Genomic DNA, 25,702 nt, shown 5'->3' with positions numbered 1-25,702 from the left:
TTGGCTTACGACTGATCTTGAATAAATCCGATTAAGAAAAAATTCAGGTTTTTTTATTATCTTGGATTTACATATAGCGCACCGGAAGAAAAGAAACGTAGTATGTTAAATTATGTACAAAAAGAAGTCAGTGAAATCATTAATCGTGGTTTAGATCGTCGTTTACGGTTGGCTGTGACAGGGCTGAGCCGTAGTGGAAAGACCGCATTTATTACCAGTTTTATCAATCAGTTACTGCACATTAATCGTGTCGATAATCAACACATTCCGTTGTTTGAACCCGCACGCCATCATGCCATCATTGCCGTGAAACGGGTGCCTCAAGTGAACCTAAATATTCCTCGTTTTGATTATGAACAGAATGTAAAAGGATTGATGCAAGATCCACCTGTTTGGCCTCATTCTACACGTGGAGTGAGTGAAACACGATTAGCCATTCGTTATCAACGGAATACGGGATTATGGCGACATATCAAAGAAAAAGGTACGCTTTATCTCGATATTTTTGATTATCCCGGAGAATGGTTATTAGATTTGCCTTTGCTGAGCCTAAACTATCAGCAGTGGTCAGTAGAAATGCAACGGATCACGCAAAACCAACGTACGGATCTCGCAAAAGATTGGTTAGCTGCGGTGAATCGTTTAGATCTCAGTGCGAGTGCAGACGAAGATGTGTTGGCACAATTGGCAAAAACATATACTGATTATTTACTTGCTTGTAAACAAGAAGGGCTCCATTTTATTCAACCGGGTCGTTTTGTATTGCCTGGTGAATTAGAGGGGGCTCCGGCATTACAGTTTTTTCCATTATTGCATCTCTCAGCCGCAGATTGGCAGAAATTAATGCAAGAGAAAAAACAAGGTAGCTATTTTGCCGTGTTGACACAACGTTATGAGCACTATCGCCAGCATATTGTGAAAGCCTTTTATCGTGATTATTTTTCGACTTTTGACCGGCAAGTTATCTTAGCGGATTGTTTGACGCCGTTAAATCATAGTCAGCAAGCCTTTTTAGATATGCAAGAGGCATTACAGCAGTTATTTAAAAATTTTCATTATGGTCAGCGGACGTTATTAAATCGTTTATTTTCTCCTCGTATTGATAAACTCATGTTTATTGCTACTAAAGCAGATCACATTACAAGCGATCAGTTGCCCAACTTGGTGAGCTTGATGCGTCAACTTGTCCAAGAAGGAGGGCGTTATGTGGAATATGAAGGTATTACCACCGATTATACCGCCATTGCAGCGATTCGAGCCACAGAACAAGTGACCGTGAATCAACATGGGCAAAGTTTTAAAGCATTACGCGGCGTGCGTTCAAGAGATAGGCAGCGTGTGACTTTATATCCGGGAACTGTGCCGAGTAAGTTACCGCAAGCCAGTTTTTGGCAACATCAGCCATTTGAATTTGATCAATTTGAGCCGCAGTTATTAGCCTCGGGCGAAAACATACCGCATTTACGTATGGATTCGGTATTACAGTTTCTGTTAGGTGATAAGTTTTAGTGAGGTAGAGTATACATATGAATGAAAAACGTCTTTTTACTGAAGCACAGACGGAAAATGAGGCTGTGGATTTTACCCCTAAACGCGAATTTCATGGTGAGATGCATATTGAAAAAGACGAGACTGTGATAGAGGATAGGTTTGTTGAACAGACTTTTGAGCATATTGTGCAACCGCGATCTCGCTGGTGGAAAACAGGTTTGGCACTGACCGCACTTTTATTTTGTTTTGCAGTGATTGCTCAATCAATTCAATGGTTAGTGGACACTTGGCAGCAAAACCAATGGATTTACTTTGTGTTTTCATTAGTGACATGCTTGGTGCTGCTATTAGGGCTCTCATCACTGGGTAAAGAGTGGCTACGCCTCGTCAAGTTGAAAAAAAGACTTTCATTACAGCAAAAAAGCCAACAAATATTGCGAGAAAGTGCGGTCAATTTAGGGCAAGATTTTTGTGCTGAAAAACATCAGCAGATTAAAGCATTGTGTACAGAGATGGCGCAGATGCTTAAGCTCTCTTCAGAAGATCCAGGTTTAATACAATGGCAAAACCAATTGCATGACGCATATTCAGCGCAAGAAGTGGCGCATTTATTTAGTCAGACCGTGCTACATCCCTTTGATGTACAAATTAAAAAATTGATCAGCAAAAGTGCGCTAGAGGCGGCAGTTATCGTAGCAGTCAGCCCATTAGCGGTGATCGATATGTTTTTTCTGTCTTGGCGTAACATTCGTTTGGTCAATCAAATTGCCCAAATTTATGGGATTGAGCTAGGTTATTGGAGCCGCTTACGTTTATTAAAAATGGTACTCCTTAATCTTGCTTTTGCAGGTGCGACAGAAGTTGTGCAAGATATTGGTTTAGACTGGTTGTCACAGGATTTGACCGCAAAACTGTCGGCGCGTGCAGCCCAAGGCATCGGTGTTGGCTTATTAACAGCACGTTTAGGGATTAAAGCTATGGAATTTTGCCGCCCTTTAGCTTTTCAAGCTGGTGAGAAACCGCGTTTAAATCATATACAGCAGGAACTCTTGGGCCAATTAAAAAGTACGTTTTTTCGTTCCAATAAAACGAAAGTCAAACAGCAAGTTTAAAATGTAAATTTATCTTTCCAGTGTTTCTTTAATCTTTACAGTTTTAGTGCTATCATAGAGGCATTTTTTACGAGTGAGGAAATGTTATGTCCTTGAATGAAAGTGTGGAGGCGCCTTTTGCTGGGCTTGTTGCACGGAGTGCTAAAATGCAGAATCTTGTTGCTCAAGCAATGAAATTTGCGATGAGTGACGCACCCTTATTAATTCAAGGTGAAACGGGGACAGGCAAAGATCTGATTGCTAAACTATGCCATCTTGCGAGCCCTCGTCATCATAAGAAATTTATTGCGGTCAATTGTGCTGGTTTACCTGCGCAAGATGCGGAAAGTGAAATGTTTGGTCGCCGTGAGCAAGACAAAGAATATGTAGGCTTTTTTGAGTACGCAGAAGGGGGAACCGTATTATTAGATAGTGTGGCTGAATTGTCCCTCGAGTTACAAGCCAAATTATTGCGTTTTTTAAACGACGGTACCTTCCGCCGCGTTGGAGAAGAAAAAGAACATTACGCCAATGTTCGGGTGATCTGTACTTCTCAAGTTCCTTTGCAATATTATGTGGATAAAGGAAAAATGCGAAGTGACTTATTTCACCGTTTAAATGTACTCACGCTTAATGTGCCACCACTACGTGAGCGTCAAGAAGATTTACCGGATTTAGTGCAACTGTTTGTACAACAAATTAGTCAAGAATTAGCCATGCCAGTACCGCACTTTGATGCACATTTTGTTCAATATTTACAAGATTATCCGTGGGCAGGTAATGTGCGTGAATTATATAATGCATTATATCGTGCCTGCTCGTTAGTGGAGGATGGGCAATTAAGTATCGCGGGACTCAACTTAATTGAGCAGGACGTGATGCCTGTAACGTTAGAGCAGTTTAGTCACCAAACTTTAGAAGAAATTATGAGTAAATTTGAGGCAACCGTCTTGCGAAAATTTTATGAGCAATATCCCAGTACACGGAAATTAGCGGCGCGTTTGGGTGTTTCTCATACCGCAATCGCGAATAAGTTGCGGCAATACGGTATTAATAAGTAAACAAAAAAGGACAAAAGTGAATTTGTCCTTTTTTGTTTTTAGCCACTTTTAACATATAAAAGTCTCGAGTTCTGGAAATTGTTTCAATAATTTTAGCCATGCGACTTTATCAATACGAATCGCTAATAAGAATTCACCTTGTTCGTTAATCTGTTCATGCTGAATACAGTCCTGTTGGTATAAGGCATGGCGTATTTTACCCGTATGCACTGGCAAGGTAAGCGCTAAATCCAAAATTTCATTTTTTAAACATAGACTGATGGCATCTAATAATAAAGGCAGTCCGATGCCTGTTTGTGCGGACATGTAAACTGCGATAGGGCGCTGTTCTTGATCATATTCAATATGTGGTTCGATATGAGCTACTTGATCGATCTTGTTATATACCAATAAGGTTGGAATATCACCTGCATTAATTTCTTTTAACACAGTTTCAACTGCGTGAATATTCTCTAATTTACGCGGATCTGCACAATCAATAACATGTAATAAAAGGGCAGCTTCCGTAGTTTCTTGTAATGTTGATTTGAAAGCAGAAACTAAATCATGAGGTAAATGGCGAATAAAGCCTACTGTATCCGCTAAAATCGTGGTCCCGACATCTTGAATTTGCAGACGGCGTAAGGTGGGGTCGAGTGTCGCAAACAGTTGATCGGCTGCGTACACATTGGCTTGGGTGATTAAATTAAACAAGGTGGATTTTCCCGCATTAGTATAACCAACTAAGGAAATCGTCGGAATATCTGCTTTTTGTCTTGTTTGGCGATTCTGATGGCGTTGCTTTTCCACTTTTGCCAAACGGCTTTGAAGCTGAGAAATGCGCACTTTAATTAAACGACGATCAGTTTCTAACTGTGTTTCACCCGGTCCGCGTAGTCCTACCGCTCCTTTTTGTTGATCAAGCCCTGTTTTTCGGCGAACAAGACGAGTTGATAAGTGTTTTAGTTGCGCCAATTCAACTTGTAATTTACCTTCATGTGAGCGTGCTCTTTGGGCAAAAATATCGAGAATTACTCCAGTGCGATCTACAACGCGACATTGACAAAGGCTTTCTAAATTACGTGTTTGTGCAGGGGTGAGTGCATGGTTGACTAAGACGACATCGGCTTGCGTATTTTGCACCGCTTCTGCGATTTCTTCCGCTTTGCCTTGCCCAACGAAATATTTAGCTTGGGGTGTATGACGAGTACTGGTGATAACAGAGAGAATGTCAACGTTGGCGGATTTGGCTAATAATTTGAATTCTAACAAGTCATCGTCATTGCGATCTTGCGCTAAGAAACAATGAACAATGATCGCACGATCAAAAAGGGATTCAGAATGTGGTGAAGGTAATGAAGAAAGTGCGGTCGATTCATTCTGAAGATCTACCGCACTTGCAATAAATGTGTTCAACTTGAAACTATTCTGCTTTTTCTACGTTGCTGTCAGTTTGTTGCTCTTGTTGATAATTCTGTTGATTGGAATTATTGCTATTATTGTGATGAGACACTGAGCGCGCAGGAACAACAGTTGAAATTGCGTGTTTGTACACCATTTGATTAACTGTATTTTTTAATAAAATAACAAATTGATCAAATGATTCAATCTGACCTTGTAGTTTAATCCCATTTACGAGGTAAATGGAAACAGGGATACGTTCACGACGTAATGCGTTTAAATAAGGATCTTGTAAAGATTGTCCTTTTGCCATTTTTTCTTTCCTTCTTTTAAATCTAAATAAAATGATACAACTAGCTAAACACAGAGAATTCTGTATTTCCTCCAAATCTCAATATAACAATAAATTAATTTATTGTCATCACTGAACCGTAATTATTTTTTAACTGTTTGAATGACTTATCTTCGTTACCGCATGAATAATCGTTTGTTTAGCACTTTCGATTGCTAAACTATCAAGCCATTCAATTGGATATTTCCAACCTCGTAACCAAGTAATTTGACGTTTTGCCAACTGGCGCGTGGCACAAATACCACGGAAAATCATCTCGTCGTGATCGTAATCACCACGCAAATATTCCCACATTTGTCGATAGCCTACACAGCGCATAGAAGGAAGATCCAAATGTAAATCCTCACGTTGATAGAGCTTTTCAACTTCTTGTTGGAAACCCTGTTCGATCATTTTTTGGAAACGTAACGCAATGCGATCATGTAAGATACTGCGATCTTTTGGTGCAATAGCAAATTGCAGGATTTGGTAGGGGAGGCTGTCCCCTTTTTGCTGGCTCAGTTCGCTCAGGGATTTCCCTGTTAAATAGAAAACCTCTAACGCACGATTAATACGCTGCGAATCATTTGGATTAATGCGCTGTGCCGCGAGAGGATCGATCTTAGCCAGTTCTTGGTGTAGGGCTGCCCAGCCTTGCAGCTGCGCTTTTTGTTCAATTTCTGACCGCACTTTTTCATCTGCTGAAGGCAACGGAGAAAGCCCTTCTAACAAGGCTTTGTAATACAACATCGTTCCGCCGACTAAAAGCGGAATTTTGCCAGCTGCAATGATATCGGCCATTTCCCGTAGTGCATCTTGACGAAAATTAGCCGCAGAGTAACTTTCAGCAGGATCACAAATATCAATTAAACGATGAGGCGCTAAAGTGAGTTCTTCTGCGCTCGGTTTGGCAGTTCCAATATCCATACCACGATAGATTAAAGCGGAATCGACACTGATAACTTCAACGGGTAGCGTCTGACGTAACTGAATTGCTAAGTCTGTTTTGCCAGAGGCAGTGGGACCCATTAAGAAAATGGCAGTAGGTGTTGTTAAAGGCATGTGATTACATTTTTTCCAAGTAAGCTTGCCAATTAAGCTCGATGAATAATTCGGATAATCGGATAGCTTGTTTCTGATTAAGCAATTGCTCTGTTTCAGTGAGTAAGGTAACGGCATCGGCATAGACCGTTATTTGTTCCAATTCGATCACGTCACAAAGCGTTGTTAAGAAATGAGAAAAGGTATCAAGAGGCTGCGAGAGTAACACGATGATACATTTCTGTAAGTTTTGTTGACGCAAACAGCTTGGTACACGGTTTAGCGTAATACGTTGCTGTCCGAGGTTTTCATGAAATTCAAACCCAATTTGAGTAAAGAAAGCTTTTTGTTGTTGCCAGTAAGTCAGCTGTTGTGGATTTAATCGAAATACAATCGGAATGAGTAATGGCTGTTGCAATACGGGGTCACGTTGTAAACTCAGTTCGATTTTTAAGCGCTGTAATTGCTGTAAAGATAATAAATAAAATTGTTGTTGCTGTTGTAGCAACAAGGCTTTGTTTTCAACTAAGGCGAGAGCTTTTAGAATAGAGGGGGGGGTTCTCTCGAGTAACACGCCATCCTCTTGAGGTAAGACCGTCGCCATTTCAATGTTGGATAATAGGGCGCTGTAAGCTGCCTGTTCTGTTTTACTTATCCGCGTAGCAGGGATATTAGTCGAAAAGTGCGGTCTATTTTGCGTATTTTTTTTATTCGTTTGAAATAAAGCGGTTGATAGCGTAGTGGTGGAGGAGTCAAAGATATTTTGTCCCGCCGCTGCACGATTCGGCTTGCTATAACTTGGGCGATATTCATGCTGCGCGCTTTCCTCTACCTGATAGTTTGCGGAGACACATGCCTCGTTCGTTTGATATAAGCTCGCTTGTTCAGAATGAAGGGCGTTACTGATTCCTTGACAAATAAAATCATGCACTAAACGTTGCTGGTGGAAACGCACTTCATGTTTGGTTGGATGGACATTCACATCCACATCGTTAGGATTTAAATCAATAAACAAGACAAAAGCAGGATATTGTTCTGGGCTTAAAAAATCTGCATAGGCTTGGCGAATCGCATGAGTAATGATCTTATCTCGTACCATTCTGCCATTAATATAGCAATAACTTAGATCATTTTGTGTACGTGAAAAAGTTGGCTGAGCAACCCAACCAGATAAATGTAGATCATCGTGTTTCCAATCAATTTCGAGCGCATTCTGGACAAATTCATCCCCACAAATTGCCGAGACCCGTTTTAACTTTTGCGTGCGATCATGAGCACTGCGATACTGGCGTACGATTTTTCCATTATGAGTTAAGGTAAACGCAATTGCCATTTTGGCTAAGGCGATACGGCGAATCACTTCATCAATATGGGCAAATTCCGTTTTATCTGTGCGCAGAAATTTACGGCGTGCTGGCGTGTTAAAAAATAAATTTGCTACTTCAACTGTCGTACCAACGGGATGAGAAGCCGGTTGTAAAGTCGTTTCCATCTCTCGCCCCTGAGCATAAACTTGCCATGCTTCATTTTGTGTTGCTGGACGTGAGGTGAGTGTTAAACGTGAAACAGAGCTGATACTGGCGAGTGCTTCACCACGAAAGCCAAGGCTTAAAATATTATCAAGGTCATCTAGACTGGCAATTTTGCTTGTAGCATGACGTGCTAGTGCCAGACTTAGCTCGTCTTTTGCAATACCAATACCATTATCACGGATCCGCATTAAAGTATTGCCCCCGTTTTCAATATCGATTTGAATACGTGTTGCGCCTGCATCTAAACTATTTTCGACCAACTCTTTCACCACAGAAGCTGGGCGTTCAACGACTTCGCCCGCGGCGATCTGGTTAGCAAGCTGAGGAGAAAGAACTTTAATTGCCATGCTGATCAATCTCTCAATTTAATTTTTTGTCCTGTTAACACTTTGCCATCTTTTAAATGGGGATTTAATTTTAATAGCTGATTTGGTGGAATATGGTACTCTCTGGCAATCGCGTAGAGTGTTTGCCCTTTTTTCACAGTATGGTATTTCGGCAGTTTCTCTTTTGATTCCGATGTTGTGTTGCTTACGACTTTCGTTTTTGTTTCTGTCACTTTACTGGTTGTAGCTGGTGTGGTTTTTTCACTGGCTTTTCCGCTAGCAGGAATTTTTAAGGTTTCACCAATCCATAATTCGCGTCGTTTTAATTTATTGAGTGCTAAGATATCATTCACTTTCACCCCATATTTGCGTGCAACGCCGGTAAGATTTTCCCCTGCTTTGACTTTATGACGTAGTCCACTGTCTGTGAGCGTCGTCTGTGTTGCATTGCTTTCGACTGTTGTTGGGGATTTGTTTTTTGGCTCATTCGCAACTGATTTTTTACGGTATTCCACTAGGCTTTCGTAAATCATATAAGCCACTTTTTTACGATAAGCCAAAGTGCTGAGTTTTTTCTCTTCATCGACGTTCGAGAGAAAGCCTGTTTCAACTAAGATAGAAGGAATATCCGGCGAGCGTAACACGCCAAGGCTGGCATGCTGTGGCGTACTTCGATTTAAGGTCGTAATTTTGGCAAAGCGTTTTAAGACGATAGAACCGAGTTCATAACCAACACGTTGACTGTGACCAAATTGGAGATCTAAGACGGTTTGATCTAAATACTTTTCATTGTGGGAGGCCAAAACCGTGCCGGCGCCGCCGAGCAGTTCGGAACGTTTTTCGTGATCCTCTAACCATTGTCCCATTTCACTGTTTGCACGACGATTCGAAAGTACCCAAACGGATGCGCCACGTAATAAAGGCGATAAATTTGAGTCAGCATGGATCGAAATCAAAAGGTTGGCTTTATGTTTACGGGCAATTTCAGAACGTTTCGGGACCGAAATAAAATAATCACCAGTACGTGTGAGTACCCCTTTGAAATGTGGATCTTTATCAAGGAGCATCTTGAGCTCTCTCGCAATAGAGAGTGTCACATTTTTTTCATACATTTTTAATTGACGACTAATCGCACCCGGATCGGTGCCACCATGTCCAGGGTCAATAGCAATGGTCCACACATTATTTGCGAATAATGGTGTTGAAATAAAAAGTATTGTTGCAAAGAAAAGTGAAATAAAACGATATTTTTTCATTGTGCTATGTGATTTCGATTTTTCTAAGTTGTGCAATAATTTGTTCACCTTGTGGAGAATTCGCGATTAATTCAAGATTTCTCGCATGATCAACATATTGGATATTGATAAGTAAATCCGCTTCCGACAGTATGCCTTGTCCTTTTTCAGCCCACTCAATTAAGCATAGACAGTTTGCATTGAAATAGTCTCGAATACCCATAAACTCAAGTTCCTCGGGATCACTTAGACGGTATAAGTCGAAATGATAGACAGTTTTAGTGGGTAAATGGTATTCCTCAACTAATGTATAAGTTGGACTTTTTACATTCCCTCGATGACCTAGTGCCTGAATGATACCACGACTTAAAGTGGTTTTCCCTGCGCCTAAATCGCCGTTTAGATAGACAGTAATCGCGTTGTTGGTATGAATATTGTTTATTGCCTCAACAATATGGCGACCAAATTGGCACATTGCTGTTTCATTTGGGATGAATTGAGAATAGCGGGAAACGTCAGTCATGAATGTCTTTTATCACTAAGTTGGCGGTTAAAACGAACCAAAATTGTACCTTACTTTTCATCGATTACATAGTCTAAAAGCAAATTTTGTAGGTGAAAAAGCGCGTTAAGAAAAACAGATTATTTTGGATTTGATAAGAAAATTTGGAGCGGGAAACGAGGCTCGAACTCGCGACCCCAACCTTGGCAAGGTTGTGCTCTACCAACTGAGCTATTCCCGCGTAGAATATGGTATTGATTTGTTGAAATATTGGAGCGGGAAACGAGGCTCGAACTCGCGACCCCAACCTTGGCAAGGTTGTGCTCTACCAACTGAGCTATTCCCGCATAATATTTTTCACTGTTTAACAGCGACAGGCGGACATTATACGAAAAAAATGCTAGGGTGCAAGTGTAAAATGTGAAAAAAATTGAGATTGCTTGGATAATCGACAGTTCGCTGTATTATTCGGTCGTTTTGGTATTCTTTGGCTAATGAAACAGTGCATCAGTTAGGCTTTTTATGTTGCTCTTAAAAAGAAAAGTGACTTTTCGTTTGATTGAAAGTCACTTTTTCAGATTATTCATTTTTCAAATTAATAAAATGTTCGCGGTAGTAAGCCAGTTCAGCGATAGATTCACGTATATCATCTAACGCAAGGTGAGTGTTTTTCTTGGTAAAGCCTTTTAACACATCAGGTTTCCAACGACTCGCTAATTCTTTTAACGTACTGACATCTAGGTGACGATAGTGAAAATAATCGGCTAACTCAGGCATGTATTTGAATAAAAAGCGTTTATCTTGCGAAACACTATTCCCACAAATGGGGGAAACACCTTTAGGTACCCATTTTTTTAGAAAATCTAGCGTTTGTAATTCTGCCGCTCGTTCAGTTAAACGACTGTTTTTTACACGTTCAACTAAGCCGTTCTCTGTATGGGTTTTCATACACCAGTCGTTCATTTTCGCTAAACATTCATCTGATTGATGAATCGCAAGTACAGGTCCTTCTGCCAAAATATTGAGATGTTTATCGGTCACAATAGTTGCAATCTCAATAATACGTTCACTTTCAGGGTCTAAGCCGGTCATTTCTAAATCAATCCAAATCAGATTTTGTTTATCCAACTGCATGGTGCTATCCTATGTAAATTGTTTTGTCGCTATTCTAGCGGAAAATCTGATAAAAAACGACCGCACTTTTAAGGATAAGTCATTGAGTAAACGTAAATTAACGCAAAATCAAAAACGTCGCATTCAATCTAATAACGAAAAAACTTTACATCGCCATCAACGTCGTGAAAAAAAAGAGATTGATTGGCAAGATGACATGTTAGGGGAGTCACAAGATGGCATTGTTGTGACGCGTTATTCTGTTCATGCGGATGTTGAAGACGCCGCAGGCGAGATTTTTCGTTGCAATTTGCGTCGTACGTTATCCAGTTTAGTAGTAGGGGATCGTGTGATTTGGCGTAAAGGCAATGCACAGTTACAAGGTGTAAGTGGCGTCATTGAAGCGATTAAACCTCGGCAAAATGAAATTGCCCGTCCCGATTATTATGATGGTTTAAAAGTGATCGCGGCTAATATTGATCGCATTATTATTGTTTCCTCCGTGTTGCCGACCCTCTCTTTAAATATTATCGATCGCTACTTAGTCATTTGTGAAAATGCACAAATCCCCGCGGTGATTGTGGTCAATAAAGTGGATTTATTGAGCGATCAGGAAAGGGCTGAAGTGGAAGCGCAGTTACGTATTTACCAGCAAATAGGTTATCAAACGCTGATGATTTCTGCGCTGAGTGGGGAAAATATGGAAAAACTGACCGCACTTTTTGATGAAGGAACTTCCATCTTTGTCGGGCAATCGGGAGTGGGTAAGTCAAGTTTGATCAATCATATTTTGCCTGAAGTCAATGCACAAGTTGGCGATATTAGCGAAAATTCAGGCTTGGGTCAGCATACCACAACCTCTTCACGTTTATATCATTTACGTCAAGGGGGACAGTTAATTGATTCGCCGGGGATTCGTGAGTTTGGTTTATGGCATTTAGATCAGGAGCAAATTACGCGTGGCTACCGAGAATTCCAGTATTTTTTAGGCACCTGTAAGTTCCGCGATTGTAAGCATTTGAATGATCCGGGTTGTGCATTACGTGAAGCGATGGAGCAAGGTAAAATTCATTCGGTGCGTTTTGCCAATTATCATCGCTTAATTGCTAGCCTTGAAGAAACAAAATCACAACGGCACTTCTCAAGTGAAAACTAGTCGTTAATTGAATGTTAACAAGGGATTAAAAAACACTCTTTTTGAGTGTTTTTTTGTGATCTATCTCAAGTTTTTATTGGATCCATCTTGATTATTTAACAACAAGGATTGATACTACCGCTCGATTTATTTTTTATCCAAAAATAAATGGAATGTACTCAATATAAGCTAGAAAGTCATAACCTCGCTTATTCTCACGTTAATTATTCTTTGTTTAGAAGGAAAAAAACATGTACTCAAAAGACGTTGAAATTATTGCACCAAATGGATTACATACTCGTCCTGCGGCACAATTTGTGAAAGAAGTGAAAGCCTTTGCCTCTGATATTACCGTTACTTCTGCGGGAAAAAGCGCGAGTGCGAAAAGTCTGTTTAAATTACAAACACTTGCACTCAGTCAAGGTACGGTCATTACGATTTCGGCAGAGGGCGAAGATGAGCAAAAAGCCGTTGAACACTTAGTCGCACTTATTCCAACCTTAGAATAATTGATTGTTAGCCATAATGTGAGTCCACATTATGGCGTTTATTTTTCCATCATCACATTTTAGTAAAGTTCAGAAGGTTACATATGATTTCAGGAATTCCAGCTTCACCAGGTATCGTTTTTGGTAAAGCCTTAGTGCTTAAAGAAGAAAAAATTGTACTGGATATGCAAAAAATCAGTGAATCTCAGATTGATTCGGAAATTGCACGTTTTTATCAAGGACGAAATGCGGCAGTAGAACAGCTTAGTGCCATTCGCGATCGGGCGGCGAAGACCTTAGGTGAAGAAAAAGCAGCAATTTTTGAAGGTCATTTGATGATCTTGGAAGATGAGGAGTTGGAAGAAGAAATTATCGATTATTTGCGTACAAATAAAGTGAATGCGGGTGTAGCTGCAAGTAAAATTATTGATCAGCAAGTCACGATGTTATCTGAAATTGATGATGAATATTTAAGAGAACGTGCCGGCGATATTCGAGATATTGGTAATCGTTTAATTAAAAATATTTTAGGCATGCATATTGTTGATTTAGGTGATATCAACGAAGAAGCGATTTTGGTGGCTTATGATTTAACGCCCTCTGAGACAGCACAGCTTAATTTAGACAAAGTCTTAGGTTTTATTACCGACATCGGTGGACGTACTTCACACACATCTATTATGGCTCGTTCTTTAGAGCTACCGGCGATTGTTGGAACAAATCATGTCACTTCACAAGTGAATACTGGCGATTACCTGATTTTAGATGCGGTGAATAACGTCGTTTACGTTAATCCATCACAAGATGAAATAACGCGCTTAAAAGGCTTACAACAAAAACTCTTAGAAGAAAAAGCAGAATTAGCCAAATTAAAAGATTTACCCGCGTTAACCTTAGATGGTCATCGTGTCGACGTGGTTGCCAATATTGGTACGATTCGTGATGTAGATGGAGCAGATCGTAATGGGGCAGAAGGCGTAGGCTTGTATCGAACCGAATTCTTATTTATGGATCGTGAGCAATTACCGACTGAAGAAGAACAATTTGTTGCTTACAAAGACGTTGTTGAAGCGATGAATGGTCGCCTCGTGATTTTACGTACCATGGATATTGGTGGTGATAAAGAGCTTCCTTATTTAAATTTACCAAAAGAAATGAACCCCTTCTTAGGGTGGCGTGCAATTCGTATCGCATTAGACCGTCGCGAAATTTTACATGCACAATTGAGAGCAGTGTTACGCGCATCTGCTTTTGGTAAGTTAGCGGTTATGTTCCCAATGATTATTTCGGTGGAAGAGATTCGCGAATTGAAGTCAGTCATTGAAACCTTGAAACAAGAATTACGTAATGAAGGCAAGGCATTTGATGAAAGTATTCAAATCGGTGTCATGGTAGAAACACCGTCAGCAGCCGTGAATGCCAAATTCTTAGCCAAAGAAGTGGATTTCTTTAGTATTGGAACAAACGATTTAACACAATACACATTAGCAGTTGACCGTGGTAATGAATTAATTTCTCACCTGTATAATCCAATGTCACCTTCTGTCTTAAGTTTAATTAAACAGGTGATTGATGCTTCGCATGCAGAAGGAAAATGGACCGGCATGTGTGGTGAGCTTGCGGGTGATGAAAAAGCCGCGGTATTACTTTTAGGTATGGGCTTGGATGAATTTAGTATGAGTGCTATCTCTGTACCACGTATTAAGAAATTGATCCGTAATGTGAATTATGAAGATACAAAAGCCTTAGCAATGAAGGCATTACAGCAACCAACAGCCGTAGAAATTGAACAATTAGTTGAAGATTTTTTAGCTGAAAAAGCATTAAATTAGATACAAGCTGAAAATTTTACGTTAAAATATGACCACATTTACTTAGTAGGAGACTAAAATGGGTTTATTTGACAAATTATTTGGTTCAAAAGACAAAAAAGCTGTTGAAGTGGAAATTTTTGCTCCGCTTTCTGGTGAAATTGTGAATATTGAAGATGTACCAGATGTTGTTTTTTCTGAGAAAATCGTAGGGGATGGGATTGCGATTCGTCCTACTGGCAATAAAATGGTCGCCCCTGTTGATGGCGTAATTGGCAAAATTTTTGAAACTAACCATGCGTTTTCAATGGAATCCAAAGACGGAGTAGAGTTATTTGTCCACTTTGGTATTGATACTGTTGAGCTAAAAGGTGAAGGATTTAAACGTATTGCACAAGAAGGTCAGGCGGTGAAACGCGGTGAAACTGTTATTGAATTTGATTTAGCCCTTCTTGAAGCAAAAGCAAAATCTGTTCTAACTCCGGTGGTGATTTCTAATATGGATGAAATCAGTCATATTGATAAAAAAGCTGGTGAAGTTGTTGCGGGTGAGTCTGTTGTCCTTGTATTGAAAAAATAATTATTGTCTATTTTGTAAGAAAGTCTGCCTTTATTTGTTAAGGTGGACTTTTTTATTTGTCTCATTATTTCTTGTGATTTAATCAATACCGTCATCATGCTAACAGTCTAAACCTGACAGTTCATGTTTAAAAAAATGAGAGTGAGATCATAAATTGTACTTCTTAAAGTAGTCATCTTGAATGTAACAAGGTAAATTATGCCGGTATTCTGTTTTAACTATTTTTGTATCATGGTTTATGATGCGGTGTAATGATAGATATCCACATGTGTTTTTCAAGTCATGAGGAAGATAGAGGATAACTGCTTTGTTTTACGAAGTGCATTGTGAGTAATTTTGATGCAGGTCTGTGTTGTATGTTAGTCGCTATCTTTAATCTGATTAGCGGCTATAATAGTCGTGTGAATTCAGCGCATTGACGGAAAATATTCATGATAAAAGAGCGACTATCTGATACGTCTCTATCTGTATATGAAAGTGCTATCAATGTCTCATTTTTTGTCTTTTGCGAGAGAAATAACTATCTTTCTCTAAAAAAATCTAATAATATTTACAAAATTTGTTAAAAATTTGTGAAGCAATTTTCTTTTAATTGAATTTTGTGTAAATTATATTCAATTTTACATATTTCGTGATTAATTCATTGTTTAATCTTAACTTAAGATTAAGCTTACTTTTAACTTAACAAATAAGGAAAAGACTATGTCAGATATGTTAAAGAATGACGTAGATCCAGTCGAAACTAATGATTGGTTGTTAGCTATTGATGCGGTCATTCGCGAAGAAGGTGTTGAACGCGCACAATATATTATTGAGCAATTAATGCAACACGCTCGAGCCAACAATGTTTCTTTACCAACAGGTATCACCACTGACTACATCAATACCATTCCAGCTTCAGAAGAACCAAACTATCCAGGCAATTTAGACTTAGAAAGACGTATCCGCGGTGCAATTCGTTGGAATGCGATTATGATGGTATTGCGTGCTTCGAAAAAAGATTTGGAATTAGGTGGACATATGTCTTCTTTCCAATCTTCTGCAACTATTTATGAAGTCTGTTTTAACCACTTCTTTAAAGCGCGTTCCGCGAAAAATGGTGGTGACTTAGTTTTCTTCCAAGGTCATATCTCACCAGGCATTTATGCCCGTGCATTCTTAGAAGGTCGTTTAACTGAAGAACAAATGGATAACTTCCGTCAAGAAGTTCACGGTAAAGGGCTTTCTTCCTATCCGCATCCGAAATTAATGCCTGAATTCTGGCAGTTCCCAACCGTGTCCATGGGTCTAGGACCATTGAATGCCATTTACCAAGCGCGTTTCTTAAAATATTTACACAACCGTGGCTTAAAAGATACTGCTGATCAAACTGTTTATGCCTTCTTAGGTGATGGTGAAATGGATGAAGTCGAATCGCGTGGTGCGATTTCTGTGGCAGCGCGTGAAAAGTTAGACAACCTTGTGTTTGTGATTAACTGTAACTTACAACGTTTAGACGGTCCCGTAACAGGTAACGGCAAAATCATCCAAGAATTAGAAGGTTTATTCAACGGCGCAGGCTGGGAAGTGATTAAAGTGATTTGGGGCCGTCGTTGGGATCGTTTATTACAACGTGATACCTCAGGTAAATTATTACAATTAATGATGGAAGTGGTTGATGGTGACTATCAAACCATGAAAGCAAAAGATGGTGCTTACGTTCGTAAACACTTCTTTGGTCGTTATCCAGAAACAGAAGCCTTAGTGGCTGAAATGACAGATGATGAAATCTGGGCATTAAATCGTGGTGGTCACGATCCATTAAAAATATTCGCTGCCTTCAATAAAGCAAAACAAGTGAAAGGGAAACCTGTTGTTTTACTTGTGAAAACCATTAAAGGTTATGGTATGGGTGAAGCTGCTGAAGGGAAAAACATTGCTCACCAAGTGAAGAAAATGGATATGTCAGGCGTGAAACACGTTCGTGATCGCTTTAACATTGATATTGCTGATGCGGATATTGAAAATTTACCATACATTAAATTTGCAGAAGGTTCTGAAGAGTACAAATACCTTCACGAACGTCGTCAAGCGTTACAAGGTTATTTGCCAACCCGTTTACCACGTTTCACGGAACAATTAGAGGTGCCGGAATTAGAGGAGTTTGCACAATTATTTGAAGCTCAAGCCCGTCCAATTTCAACAACGATGGCATTTGTACGTTCACTAAACGTATTATTGAAAAACAAATCTGTGGGTAAACGTATCGTGCCAATTCTGGCAGACGAAGCACGTACATTTGGTATGGAAGGCTTATTCCGTCAAATCGGTATTTACAACCCGTATGGTCAAAACTATACCCCGCAAGATCGCGAGCAAGTATCTTACTACCGTGAAGCCATTGATGGTCAAGTGTTACAAGAAGGGATCAATGAGCAAGGTGCAACCGCTTCTTGGTTAGCTGCGGCTACTTCTTACTCAACAAATGATTTCCCAATGATTCCATTCTATGTGTACTACTCCATGTTTGGTTTCCAACGTATTGGTGACTTAATGTGGGCCGCGGGTGACCAACAAGCACGTGGTTTCATGATTGGTGGGACATCGGGTCGTACAACATTAAATGGTGAAGGTTTACAACATGAAGATGGTCACAGCCATATTCAATCATTAACTATCCCTAACTGTATCTCTTATGACCCAGCATTTGCTTTTGAGGTTGCGGTTATCATGCAAGACGGCGTACGTCGTATGTATGGACCAGAACAAGAGAACATTTACTACTATATCACCACATTGAACGAAACTTATGACCAACCGGCTATGCCAAAAGGTGCGGAAGAAGGTATCCGTAAAGGTATCTATAAGTTTGAAACCGTAACCGGTCAAGGTAAAGGTAAAGTTCAGTTATTAGGTTCTGGTGCAATCTTACGTCATGTTCGCGAAGCAGCACAGTTGTTAGCTAATGACTTTGGTGTCACTTCAGATGTGTATAGTGTACCGTCATTCACAGAAGTAGCACGTGAAGGTGCTGATGCAGATCGTTGGAACTTATTACATCCAGAAGCCAAAGCACGTGTACCTTACATTGCACAAGTAATGAATGATGCGCCTGCTGTTGCTGCAACAGACTACATGAAATTATTTGCAGAACAAGTTCGTGCTTATGTGCCAGCAGCAAGCTATCGTGTATTAGGTACAGATGGTTTTGGTCGTTCAGATAGCCGTGAAAACCTACGTGAGCACTTTGAAGTGGATGCTCGTTATGTGGCAATCGCAGCATTATCTGAATTGGCGAAACAAGGTACTATCGATAAGAAAGTGGTTGCAGACGCTATTCAAAAATACGGTATTGATGCAGATAAAGTGAACCCACTTTACGCCTAAGTAAATAGGATTAACATTCCAGCTCCCTGATATCAGGGAGCATGTTATGGAATGATTGGAGGATAAAAAAACATGTCAAAACAAATTCAAGTACCAGATATTGGTGGTGATGAAGTGACTGTGACAGAAGTCATGGTAAAAGCGGGTGATACGGTTGCAGTTGATCAAAGCGTAATCAATGTAGAAGGTGATAAAGCCTCAATGGAAGTCCCTTCACCAGAAGCGGGTGTGATCAAAGAAGTGTTAGTGAAAGTGGGTGACAAAGTGTCAACGGGTTCACCGATGTTTGTGTTAGAAACGGGTGATGCAAAACCTGCTGAAACGCCAAAAGCTGAAACAGCACCAGTATCTGCGCCAGCGCCAGCAGCAAGCGCAGTGGTTGAAGTACATGTCCCCGATATTGGTGGTGATGAAGTTAACGTGACAGAAATCATGGTCAAAGTGGGTGATAAAGTTGAGGTTGAGCAATCGATCATCAATGTAGAAGGTGATAAAGCCTCAATGGAAGTCCCAGCCCCAATCGCAGGTGTTGTTAAAGAAATTCTAATCAATGTTGGTGACAAAGTATCAACAGGATCATTGATTATGAAATTTGAAACGGGTGATGCGCCAGCAGTAGCGACACCAGCACAAGCGCCAACAGCTGCGCCATCAGCACCTGCACAAAGTGCGGTAAAAGATGTGAACGTGCCAGATATTGGTGGTGACGAAGTCAACGTGACGGAAATCATGGTGAACGTGGGTGACACGATCACAGAAGAACAATCATTAATTACTGTTGAAGGTGATAAAGCTTCAATGGAAGTGCCTGCGCCATTTGCCGGTGTGGTAAAAGAAATTTTAGTGAAATCTGGCGACAAAGTCTCTACGGGTTCATTAATTATGCGCTTTGAAGTAGCGGGAGCCGCACCTTCAGCAGCACCAGCACAACCTGCACCTGCTGCACAAGCGGCAGCACCACAAGCAGCAACGCCAGCACCGGTTGCAAGCGCGCCAGCGGGTGATGCAGAAGTAACAGGTAGTTCTGTATTTGCTTATGCCACACCGGTTGTACGTCGTTTAGCACGTGAATTTGGTGTGAACCTCGATAAAGTGAAAGGTACTGGTCGTAAAGGTCGTATCTTAAAAGAAGACGTTCAAGCATATGTGAAAGCAGCAATCAAAGCGGTTGAATCAGGTTCTGTATCTGCAGCGCCAGCGGGCAGCGGTGTAGCAAATGGTGCAGGCTTAGGCTTATTGCCATGGCCGAAAGTGGATTTCAGCAAGTTTGGTGAAGTGGAAGAAGTAGAACTCACCCGTATTAACAAAATTTCGGGTGCAAACTTACACCGTAACTGGGTGATGATCCCGCATGTTACACATTTCGATCGTGCCGATATTACTGACTTAGAAGCGTTCCGTAAAGAACAAAATGTGTTAGCGGAAAAACAAAAATGGGGTGTGAAAATCACGCCAGTGGTGTTTATCATGAAAGCGGCTGCCAAAGCATTAGAAGCGTATCCACGTTTTAATAGCTCGATTTCTGAAGATGGTCAACGTTTAACCTTGAAAAAATATGTCAATATTGGTGTGGCAGTGGATACACCAAACGGCTTAGTCGTGCCTGTCTTTAAAGATGTCAACAAAAAAGGCATTATCGAACTTTCTCGTGAATTAATGGAAGTGTCGAAAAAAGCACGTGACGGCAAATTAACCGCTTCGGATATGCAAGGGGGTTGTTTCACGATTTCAAGCTTAGGGGGCTTAGGTACGACACACTTTGCGCCAATCGTGAATGCGCCAGAAGTCGCAATTCTAGGTGTGTCTAAATCAGAAATGGCGCCAGTTTGGAACGGTAAAGAATTTACGCCACGCTTAATGTTGCCATTATCATTGTCTTTCGACCACCGTGTGATCGATGGTGCAGATGGCGCACGTTTCATTAGCTATATCAATGGCGTGTTATCTGATCTTCGTCGTTTAGTTATGTAATCGCACTGTCCGTTCGGTAAATTGCCGAGCGGACATCATTAATCAACCCAAATGTGGTGTGAAAGTGCGGTCTAAAATCGCCTATCTTTTGATAAAATGCATCGCATTCTTTAACGAGGTTAAAATGAATAAAGAAATTAAAACTCAGGTTGTGGTATTAGGTGCGGGTCCTGCGGGTTATTCCGCCGCATTCCGTTGTGCAGATTTAGGTTTAGAAACCGTGATTGTTGAACGTTATGCTACGTTAGGTGGCGTATGTTTAAACGTGGGTTGTATCCCGTCAAAAGCCTTATTACACGTGGCGAAAGTGATTGAAGAAGCCAAAGCGCTTGCAGAGCATGGTATCGTGTTCGGTGAGCCAAGCACAGATGTAAACAAAATCCGTGGTTGGAAAGAAAAAGTCATTAACCAGTTAACGGGTGGTTTAGCGGGTATGGCTAAACAACGTAAAGTGCAAGTAGTGAACGGCTATGGTAAATTCTCTGGTCCAAATACGATTATTGTTGCGGGCGAAGAAGGGGAAACGACGATCAAGTTTGATCATGCGATTATTGCGGCAGGATCGCGTCCAATTCAATTACCATTTATTCCACATGAAGATCCACGTATTTGGGACTCCACAGATGCACTTAAATTAAAAGAAGTGCCAGAGAATTTACTTATCATGGGTGGTGGTATTATCGGTCTAGAAATGGGAACGGTTTACCATGCATTAGGCTCAAAAATTGATGTAGTCGAAATGTTTGACCAAGTGATCCCGGCTGCGGATAAAGACATGGTTCAAATCTACACCAAACGCGTCGCGAAGAAATTCAATTTATTATTAGAAACGAAAGTGACTGCGGTTGAAGCAAAAGAAGATGGTATTTATGTTTCAATGGAAGGTAAAGCTTCTGAAACTCGTCGTTATGATGCTGTATTAGTGGCGATTGGTCGTGTACCAAATGGTAAATTGATTGATGCCGGTGTTGCGGGTGTTGAAGTAGATGATCGTGGTTTCATTCGTACCGACAAACAAATGCGTACCAATGTGCCTCACATTTTCGCCATTGGTGATATCGTGGGTCAACCAATGTTAGCACACAAAGGTGTTCATGAAGGTCATGTCGCAGCAGAAGTGATTGCAGGCATGAAACATTACTTCGATCCAAAAGTGATTCCATCTATTGCGTATACGGAACCTGAAGTGGCTTGGGTGGGTAAAACTGAGAAAGAATGTAAAGCGGAAGGTATCGCTTATGAAGTAGCGAAATTCCCTTGGGCTGCCTCAGGTCGTGCGATTGCATCTGACTGTGCAGATGGCATGACAAAATTGATCTTTGATAAAAATACACATCGTGTTATCGGTGGCGCAATCGTCGGGACGAATGGTGGTGAATTGTTAGGTGAAATCGGTCTTGCTATCGAAATGGGTTGTGATGCGGAAGATTTAGCCTTAACGATCCATGCTCACCCAACATTACACGAGTCTGTTGGTCTTGCAGCAGAAGTATTTGAAGGGTCAATTACTGACTTACCAAATCCAAAAGCGAAGAAAAAATAATACGTTTTTGTTGAAACTGATAAGTAACAAAAGTTTTTAAACGAAATAGCTGTGCGGTCAAACTTTTAAAAGTTTAACCGCACTTTTTTATTTATGAGACGTTATGCTTATGCCGCAAACGCCATATTGCGTTTTGGTTTAATTTGATGAATAGTACTGGTGACAGTGCCAACAATTGGTAAACTCTGCCAGTGATTGGTTTTAATGTTGCTCTGAGTCGAATCTAAGGCAAAGAAAACGTATTCATTATTTTGCTGAAGCATAAATTCATAAATATGGAATTGCCCATTGATATCAAGAACAATCAGATCGCCCACAGATAAGCTTTCGTTTTTTTCTACTACTAGCATGTCATCAACTTCAATTCCCCAAGCAAGCATATTCGGATTGGTTACACGAATAAAGCAGGTTTGTTGTGGGCGTTTAACACAGTAAAGATTGAGATCCAGCTTTTTACTGAAATTTAAGTGAGATTGTTGGATGTCCTCGTAAAGTGGCATAGGACGGTAAGATAATAAATAATCATGTTGAGCCACAGTGTTGTTTATGCCATTCATCTTATCCCTCTTTATTTTAACTGGTTATTTATACAGGTGAAATATACTGTTGTTATATACAGCTTGTCAAGAGGGGATCTCATGGTTAGTGAAAAAAAATTAGACTTTTTCTGTTTGTAAAGTGATCGATTTGTTTTGTGCAATCGATTGCTTTTGATTGATTTTTATTCAAATAAAGTCGGGGTAAATAAGATATTTTCTAATAATATGGCAATTATTTTTAATGAATATTTGTCAATATACTGGAAATATAAAAATGATATTTTCTTTAATGAAAAAGTAAGCTATCTTTAGCACCGTTAGGGGGATCAAACATTTGGTCTAAATTTTTTACAATAAGTGCATTCGCACAAGATTACGTGATTTAATTATGAATACATCTCGTTTATTTAGTTTGTTTTTCCAAGGTAATTTGGTGAAACGTATTTTTATTGGTCTTATCTTAGGTTTGCTTGTTGCGCTCGTTACGCCGACATTACAAAACGTGCTTGGTTTTAATTTAGCGGAAAAAGTTGGGGTATTAGGCACCATTTTTGTTCGCTCATTACGTGCGGTTGCACCGATTTTAATTTTTGTCCTTGTCATGGCGGCAATTGCAAATAAAAAAATTGGTGCGAAAAGCAATATGAAATCCATTATTGTATTGTATCTTTTGGGGACATTTTTAGCCGCACTTTCAGCTGTTATTGCGGGCTTCTTATTCCCAAGTGAAGTGGCATTAGCCACAAAAGAAGATATGACGTCTGCACCACAAGGTGTTGGTCAGGTACTATTAACTTTAGTCTTCAATGTGGTTGATAATCCATTAAATGCGCTCTTTAAAGCGAATTTCGTTGGCGTGCTCGCTTGGTCAATTGGTTTGGGATTAGCCCTACGTCATGCATCAGAAAGTACAAAAACGATGGTGTCAGATCTAGCAGAAGCTGTATCGAAAATTGTGTATGTGATTATTGCCTTTGCCCCAATCGGTGTGTTCGGTTTAGTCAGTGAAACCTTGGCAGATAAAGGATTAGTGGCGCTCGGTGGTTATATTCATTTATTAGCCGTATTAGTTGGTACGATGCTATTTGTTGCTTTTGTAGTGAACCCAATTTTGGTTTACTGGAAAATTCGCCGTAATCCTTATCCATTAGTGTGGACCTGCGTACGTGAAAGTGGTTTAACGGCATTTTTCACTCGTAGCTCAGCAGCTAACATTCCAGTTAACATCAATCTTGCTAAACGCTTGAATTTAGATGAAGAAACCTATTCGGTTTCCATTCCATTAGGCGCGACTATTAATATGGCAGGTGCTGCGATTACTGTAACGATTCTTACGTTAGCCGCGGTACATACTTTAGATATTCAGATTTCTTTCTTTAGTGCCTTGTTATTGAGTGTCGTTGCCAGTATTTGTGCTTGCGGTGCCTCTGGTGTTGCGGGGGGATCTTTATTATTGATTCCGTTAGCTTGTAGCTTATTTGGGGTTTCTGATGATGTCGCTGCACAAATGATCGGGGTGGGGTTCATTATCGGTATTTTACAAGACTCTACTGAAACTGCATTAAACTCTTCAACGGATGTGCTATTTACTGCAGCAGCCTGTATTGCAGAAGAAAATAAACAAGTTTAACGAACGGTTATTTAGTGAATAGAAAGCGGATATTTATCCGCTTTTTTTATCGGAGGATGGATGTGCAGTTTACAGCTTAAAGAAGCAAAATTTAAATTACATCAACATCAATATTTGTATATTCCTCAATTTTGTTTATCCGCGGGGCAATTTTGGGCTGTCGTGGGGAGTAATGGTAGTGGAAAAACTGCTTTTGCGCTTGCACTGCAGCAGCAATTAGCACTAGAGCATGGTGAATATTGCCATTCATTCCGGCAGGTAGCATTATTGTCCTTTGAAAAACAACAACATATTATTGAAGCTACTTTTAAGGATCGCAATCATGATGGAATAAGCCCCGATGATTTTGGTAAAAGTGCACAAGAAACCATATTAAATGGCACTTCAGCGACAGCGGCTTGTGAGAAATATGCGGAAATCTTACAGATTACGTCTTTATTAGATCGCCCTTTTATTCACCTGTCTACAGGGGAAAGCCGTAAAGTCTTGTTATGCCAAGCGTTAGTGAGTCAACCTGATCTCTTGATCTTAGATGAACCCTTTGAAGGATTAGACCAGCAGTCAGTGCAAGACTGGCGGCATTTATTGGAGAGATTAAAAGAGAAAATGACATTAATGCTGATCATCAATCGTTTCTCTGATATTCCGACACAGGCGACTCATATTGCGATTTTGGATAATCGAGAGTTAGTTTTGCAAGGCGAACGCCAATACATTGAGCAGCAAAGTTTATTTCAACAGTTGTATTATGCCGAAAATGCGCGGAATGAACCTTTGCCGACACCTTTTGGTACGCCAATACATTTGCCGACAGAGATCAATCCTTTTGAGTTAAAAAACGTCAATATTCAATATGGTGATAAAAAGATTCTCAGTGCATTAACTTGGACAGTTGAACCAAAACAACATTGGTGGATTAAAGGACCAAATGGTGCAGGAAAATCGACGCTATTGTCTGTGCTGACGGGTGATCATCCGCAATCTTATGCGAATCATGTAGTATTATTTGGTCAACAACGTGGTAGCGGTGAAACCATTTGGGATATTAAACAAAAAATAGGCTATGTGAGTAGTCAGTTGCATATGGATTACCGAGTGAATTGTAGCGCATTAGATGTTATTCTCTCGGGCTTTTTTGATAGTATTGGCGTGTATCAACAGGTATCAGAGGCACTGCGTTTGAAGGCTATGCAATGGTTGACACGTTTACATCTTGCAACACTGGCGAAAGCCCCGTTTCGTTCCTTGTCTTGGGGACAACAACGACTTTTGTTGATAGCTAGAGCCATGGTGAAACATCCACCAATATTGATTTTAGATGAACCTTTTCAGGGATTGGATGGGGTGAATCGTAAGCTGGTAAAACAGTTTATTGAACAACTGGTAGTAAACAGCCAAACCCAGCTGATATTTGTTTCCCATCAAGATCAGGACGCGCCAAATTGCATGACACATCGTTTTGAATTTATAGCAGATAATAATCAATATTCTTATATACAAAGTACGCTCTGATTTGTTAGACTTTTTGTGATATTG

The 25,702-nt window shown here is 40.3% G+C and carries 20 protein-coding genes and 2 tRNA genes; 12 read left to right on the top strand and 10 right to left on the bottom strand.

Translation table 11 applies throughout. The annotated features are described in order from the left end of the window. The first annotated feature begins 102 nt into the window (after positions 1-102). From CKV69_RS04710 to CKV69_RS04700, 3 genes are all read left to right on the top strand, one after another. Positions 103-1,509, top strand: a complete 1,407-nt coding sequence (locus CKV69_RS04710; protein ID WP_014326174.1) for a YcjX family GTP-binding protein — start codon at positions 103-105, stop codon at positions 1,507-1,509. 17 nt (positions 1,510-1,526) lie between these two features. After that, positions 1,527-2,603: a YcjF family protein gene (locus CKV69_RS04705; RefSeq protein WP_014326173.1), complete on the top strand. Its 1,077-nt coding sequence runs from the start codon at positions 1,527-1,529 to the stop codon at positions 2,601-2,603. A gap of 86 nt (positions 2,604-2,689) precedes the next feature. After that, complete coding sequence (locus CKV69_RS04700; protein ID WP_005754353.1) at positions 2,690-3,643, top strand: sigma-54-dependent transcriptional regulator; 954 nt, start codon at positions 2,690-2,692, stop codon at positions 3,641-3,643. 48 nt (positions 3,644-3,691) lie between these two features. On the opposite strand, the gene hflX is transcribed toward CKV69_RS04700, so the two are convergent. From hflX to orn, 9 genes are all read right to left on the bottom strand, one after another. Then, positions 3,692-5,038 (bottom strand): ribosome rescue GTPase HflX, encoded by a 1,347-nt coding sequence (gene hflX, locus CKV69_RS04695; RefSeq protein WP_014326171.1) that lies wholly within the window; start codon positions 5,036-5,038, stop codon positions 3,692-3,694. A 7-nt stretch (positions 5,039-5,045) separates the two neighbouring features. Beyond that, positions 5,046-5,336, bottom strand: a complete 291-nt coding sequence (gene hfq, locus CKV69_RS04690; protein ID WP_005716974.1) for an RNA chaperone Hfq — start codon at positions 5,334-5,336, stop codon at positions 5,046-5,048. A gap of 129 nt (positions 5,337-5,465) precedes the next feature. Further along, complete coding sequence (gene miaA / locus CKV69_RS04685; protein WP_014326170.1) at positions 5,466-6,416, bottom strand: tRNA (adenosine(37)-N6)-dimethylallyltransferase MiaA; 951 nt, start codon at positions 6,414-6,416, stop codon at positions 5,466-5,468. Between the two features lie 4 nt (positions 6,417-6,420). Then, positions 6,421-8,274 carry a DNA mismatch repair endonuclease MutL gene (mutL, locus tag CKV69_RS04680; protein WP_014326169.1) on the bottom strand — a complete coding sequence of 618 codons (1,854 nt, stop codon included), beginning with the start codon at positions 8,272-8,274 and terminating at the stop codon, positions 6,421-6,423. Positions 8,275-8,279: 5 nt separating this feature from the next. After that, a complete protein-coding gene (locus tag CKV69_RS04675) occupies positions 8,280-9,509 on the bottom strand; it encodes an N-acetylmuramoyl-L-alanine amidase (protein WP_014326168.1) in 1,230 nt (409 codons plus the stop codon). Between the two features lie 4 nt (positions 9,510-9,513). Further along, positions 9,514-10,011 carry a tRNA (adenosine(37)-N6)-threonylcarbamoyltransferase complex ATPase subunit type 1 TsaE gene (gene tsaE / locus CKV69_RS04670; protein ID WP_023430150.1) on the bottom strand — a complete coding sequence of 166 codons (498 nt, stop codon included), beginning with the start codon at positions 10,009-10,011 and terminating at the stop codon, positions 9,514-9,516. A gap of 144 nt (positions 10,012-10,155) precedes the next feature. Next, positions 10,156-10,231 (bottom strand) — tRNA-Gly (locus CKV69_RS04665). A gap of 30 nt (positions 10,232-10,261) precedes the next feature. Then, a tRNA-Gly gene (locus CKV69_RS04660) sits at positions 10,262-10,337 on the bottom strand. 232 nt (positions 10,338-10,569) lie between these two features. Beyond that, entirely contained in the window at positions 10,570-11,124 is a 555-nt protein-coding gene (gene orn / locus CKV69_RS04655) for an oligoribonuclease (protein ID WP_005716958.1), read from the bottom strand. 82 nt (positions 11,125-11,206) lie between these two features. Here orn and rsgA point away from each other — a divergent pair, with 82 nt between their 5' ends. The 7 genes from rsgA to lpdA all read left to right on the top strand — a co-directional run bounded on the left by rsgA (position 11,207) and on the right by lpdA (position 21,997). Further along, entirely contained in the window at positions 11,207-12,259 is a 1,053-nt protein-coding gene (rsgA, locus tag CKV69_RS04650; RefSeq protein WP_005756990.1) for a small ribosomal subunit biogenesis GTPase RsgA, read from the top strand. Positions 12,260-12,489: 230 nt separating this feature from the next. After that, the gene (gene ptsH / locus CKV69_RS04645) at positions 12,490-12,747 is read left to right on the top strand and encodes a phosphocarrier protein Hpr (RefSeq protein WP_038641876.1); all 258 of its coding nucleotides are present in this window, start codon (positions 12,490-12,492) and stop codon (positions 12,745-12,747) included. Positions 12,748-12,830: 83 nt separating this feature from the next. Further along, entirely contained in the window at positions 12,831-14,558 is a 1,728-nt protein-coding gene (gene ptsI / locus CKV69_RS04640) for a phosphoenolpyruvate-protein phosphotransferase PtsI (protein ID WP_005722763.1), read from the top strand. A gap of 58 nt (positions 14,559-14,616) precedes the next feature. Then, on the top strand, positions 14,617-15,117 hold the full coding sequence (gene crr / locus CKV69_RS04635) for a PTS glucose transporter subunit IIA (protein ID WP_005716943.1): 501 nt from the start codon (positions 14,617-14,619) through the stop codon (positions 15,115-15,117). Between the two features lie 702 nt (positions 15,118-15,819). Further along, entirely contained in the window at positions 15,820-18,483 is a 2,664-nt protein-coding gene (aceE, locus tag CKV69_RS04630) for a pyruvate dehydrogenase (acetyl-transferring), homodimeric type (RefSeq protein WP_005754348.1), read from the top strand. A gap of 72 nt (positions 18,484-18,555) precedes the next feature. Then, on the top strand, positions 18,556-20,454 hold the full coding sequence (aceF, locus tag CKV69_RS04625) for a pyruvate dehydrogenase complex dihydrolipoyllysine-residue acetyltransferase (RefSeq protein WP_010906907.1): 1,899 nt from the start codon (positions 18,556-18,558) through the stop codon (positions 20,452-20,454). Between the two features lie 124 nt (positions 20,455-20,578). After that, positions 20,579-21,997 carry a dihydrolipoyl dehydrogenase gene (gene lpdA / locus CKV69_RS04620; RefSeq protein WP_014326166.1) on the top strand — a complete coding sequence of 473 codons (1,419 nt, stop codon included), beginning with the start codon at positions 20,579-20,581 and terminating at the stop codon, positions 21,995-21,997. 107 nt (positions 21,998-22,104) lie between these two features. On the opposite strand, the gene CKV69_RS04615 is transcribed toward lpdA, so the two are convergent. Beyond that, on the bottom strand, positions 22,105-22,554 hold the full coding sequence (locus CKV69_RS04615; RefSeq protein WP_014326165.1) for a S24 family peptidase: 450 nt from the start codon (positions 22,552-22,554) through the stop codon (positions 22,105-22,107). Positions 22,555-22,924: 370 nt separating this feature from the next. Here CKV69_RS04615 and sstT point away from each other — a divergent pair, with 370 nt between their 5' ends. Beyond that, positions 22,925-24,166, top strand: a complete 1,242-nt coding sequence (sstT, locus tag CKV69_RS04610; RefSeq protein WP_005722751.1) for a serine/threonine transporter SstT — start codon at positions 22,925-22,927, stop codon at positions 24,164-24,166. Positions 24,167-24,226: 60 nt separating this feature from the next. Beyond that, entirely contained in the window at positions 24,227-25,678 is a 1,452-nt protein-coding gene (gene modF, locus CKV69_RS04605; RefSeq protein WP_014326164.1) for a molybdate ABC transporter ATP-binding protein ModF, read from the top strand. Positions 25,679-25,702 lie beyond the last annotated feature (24 nt).

Origin of the sequence: Pasteurella multocida, from assembly GCF_900187275.1 — a bacterium.
GTDB lineage: Bacteria > Pseudomonadota > Gammaproteobacteria > Enterobacterales > Pasteurellaceae > Pasteurella > Pasteurella multocida.
This window is presented reverse-complemented; position numbering and strand designations above follow the sequence as displayed.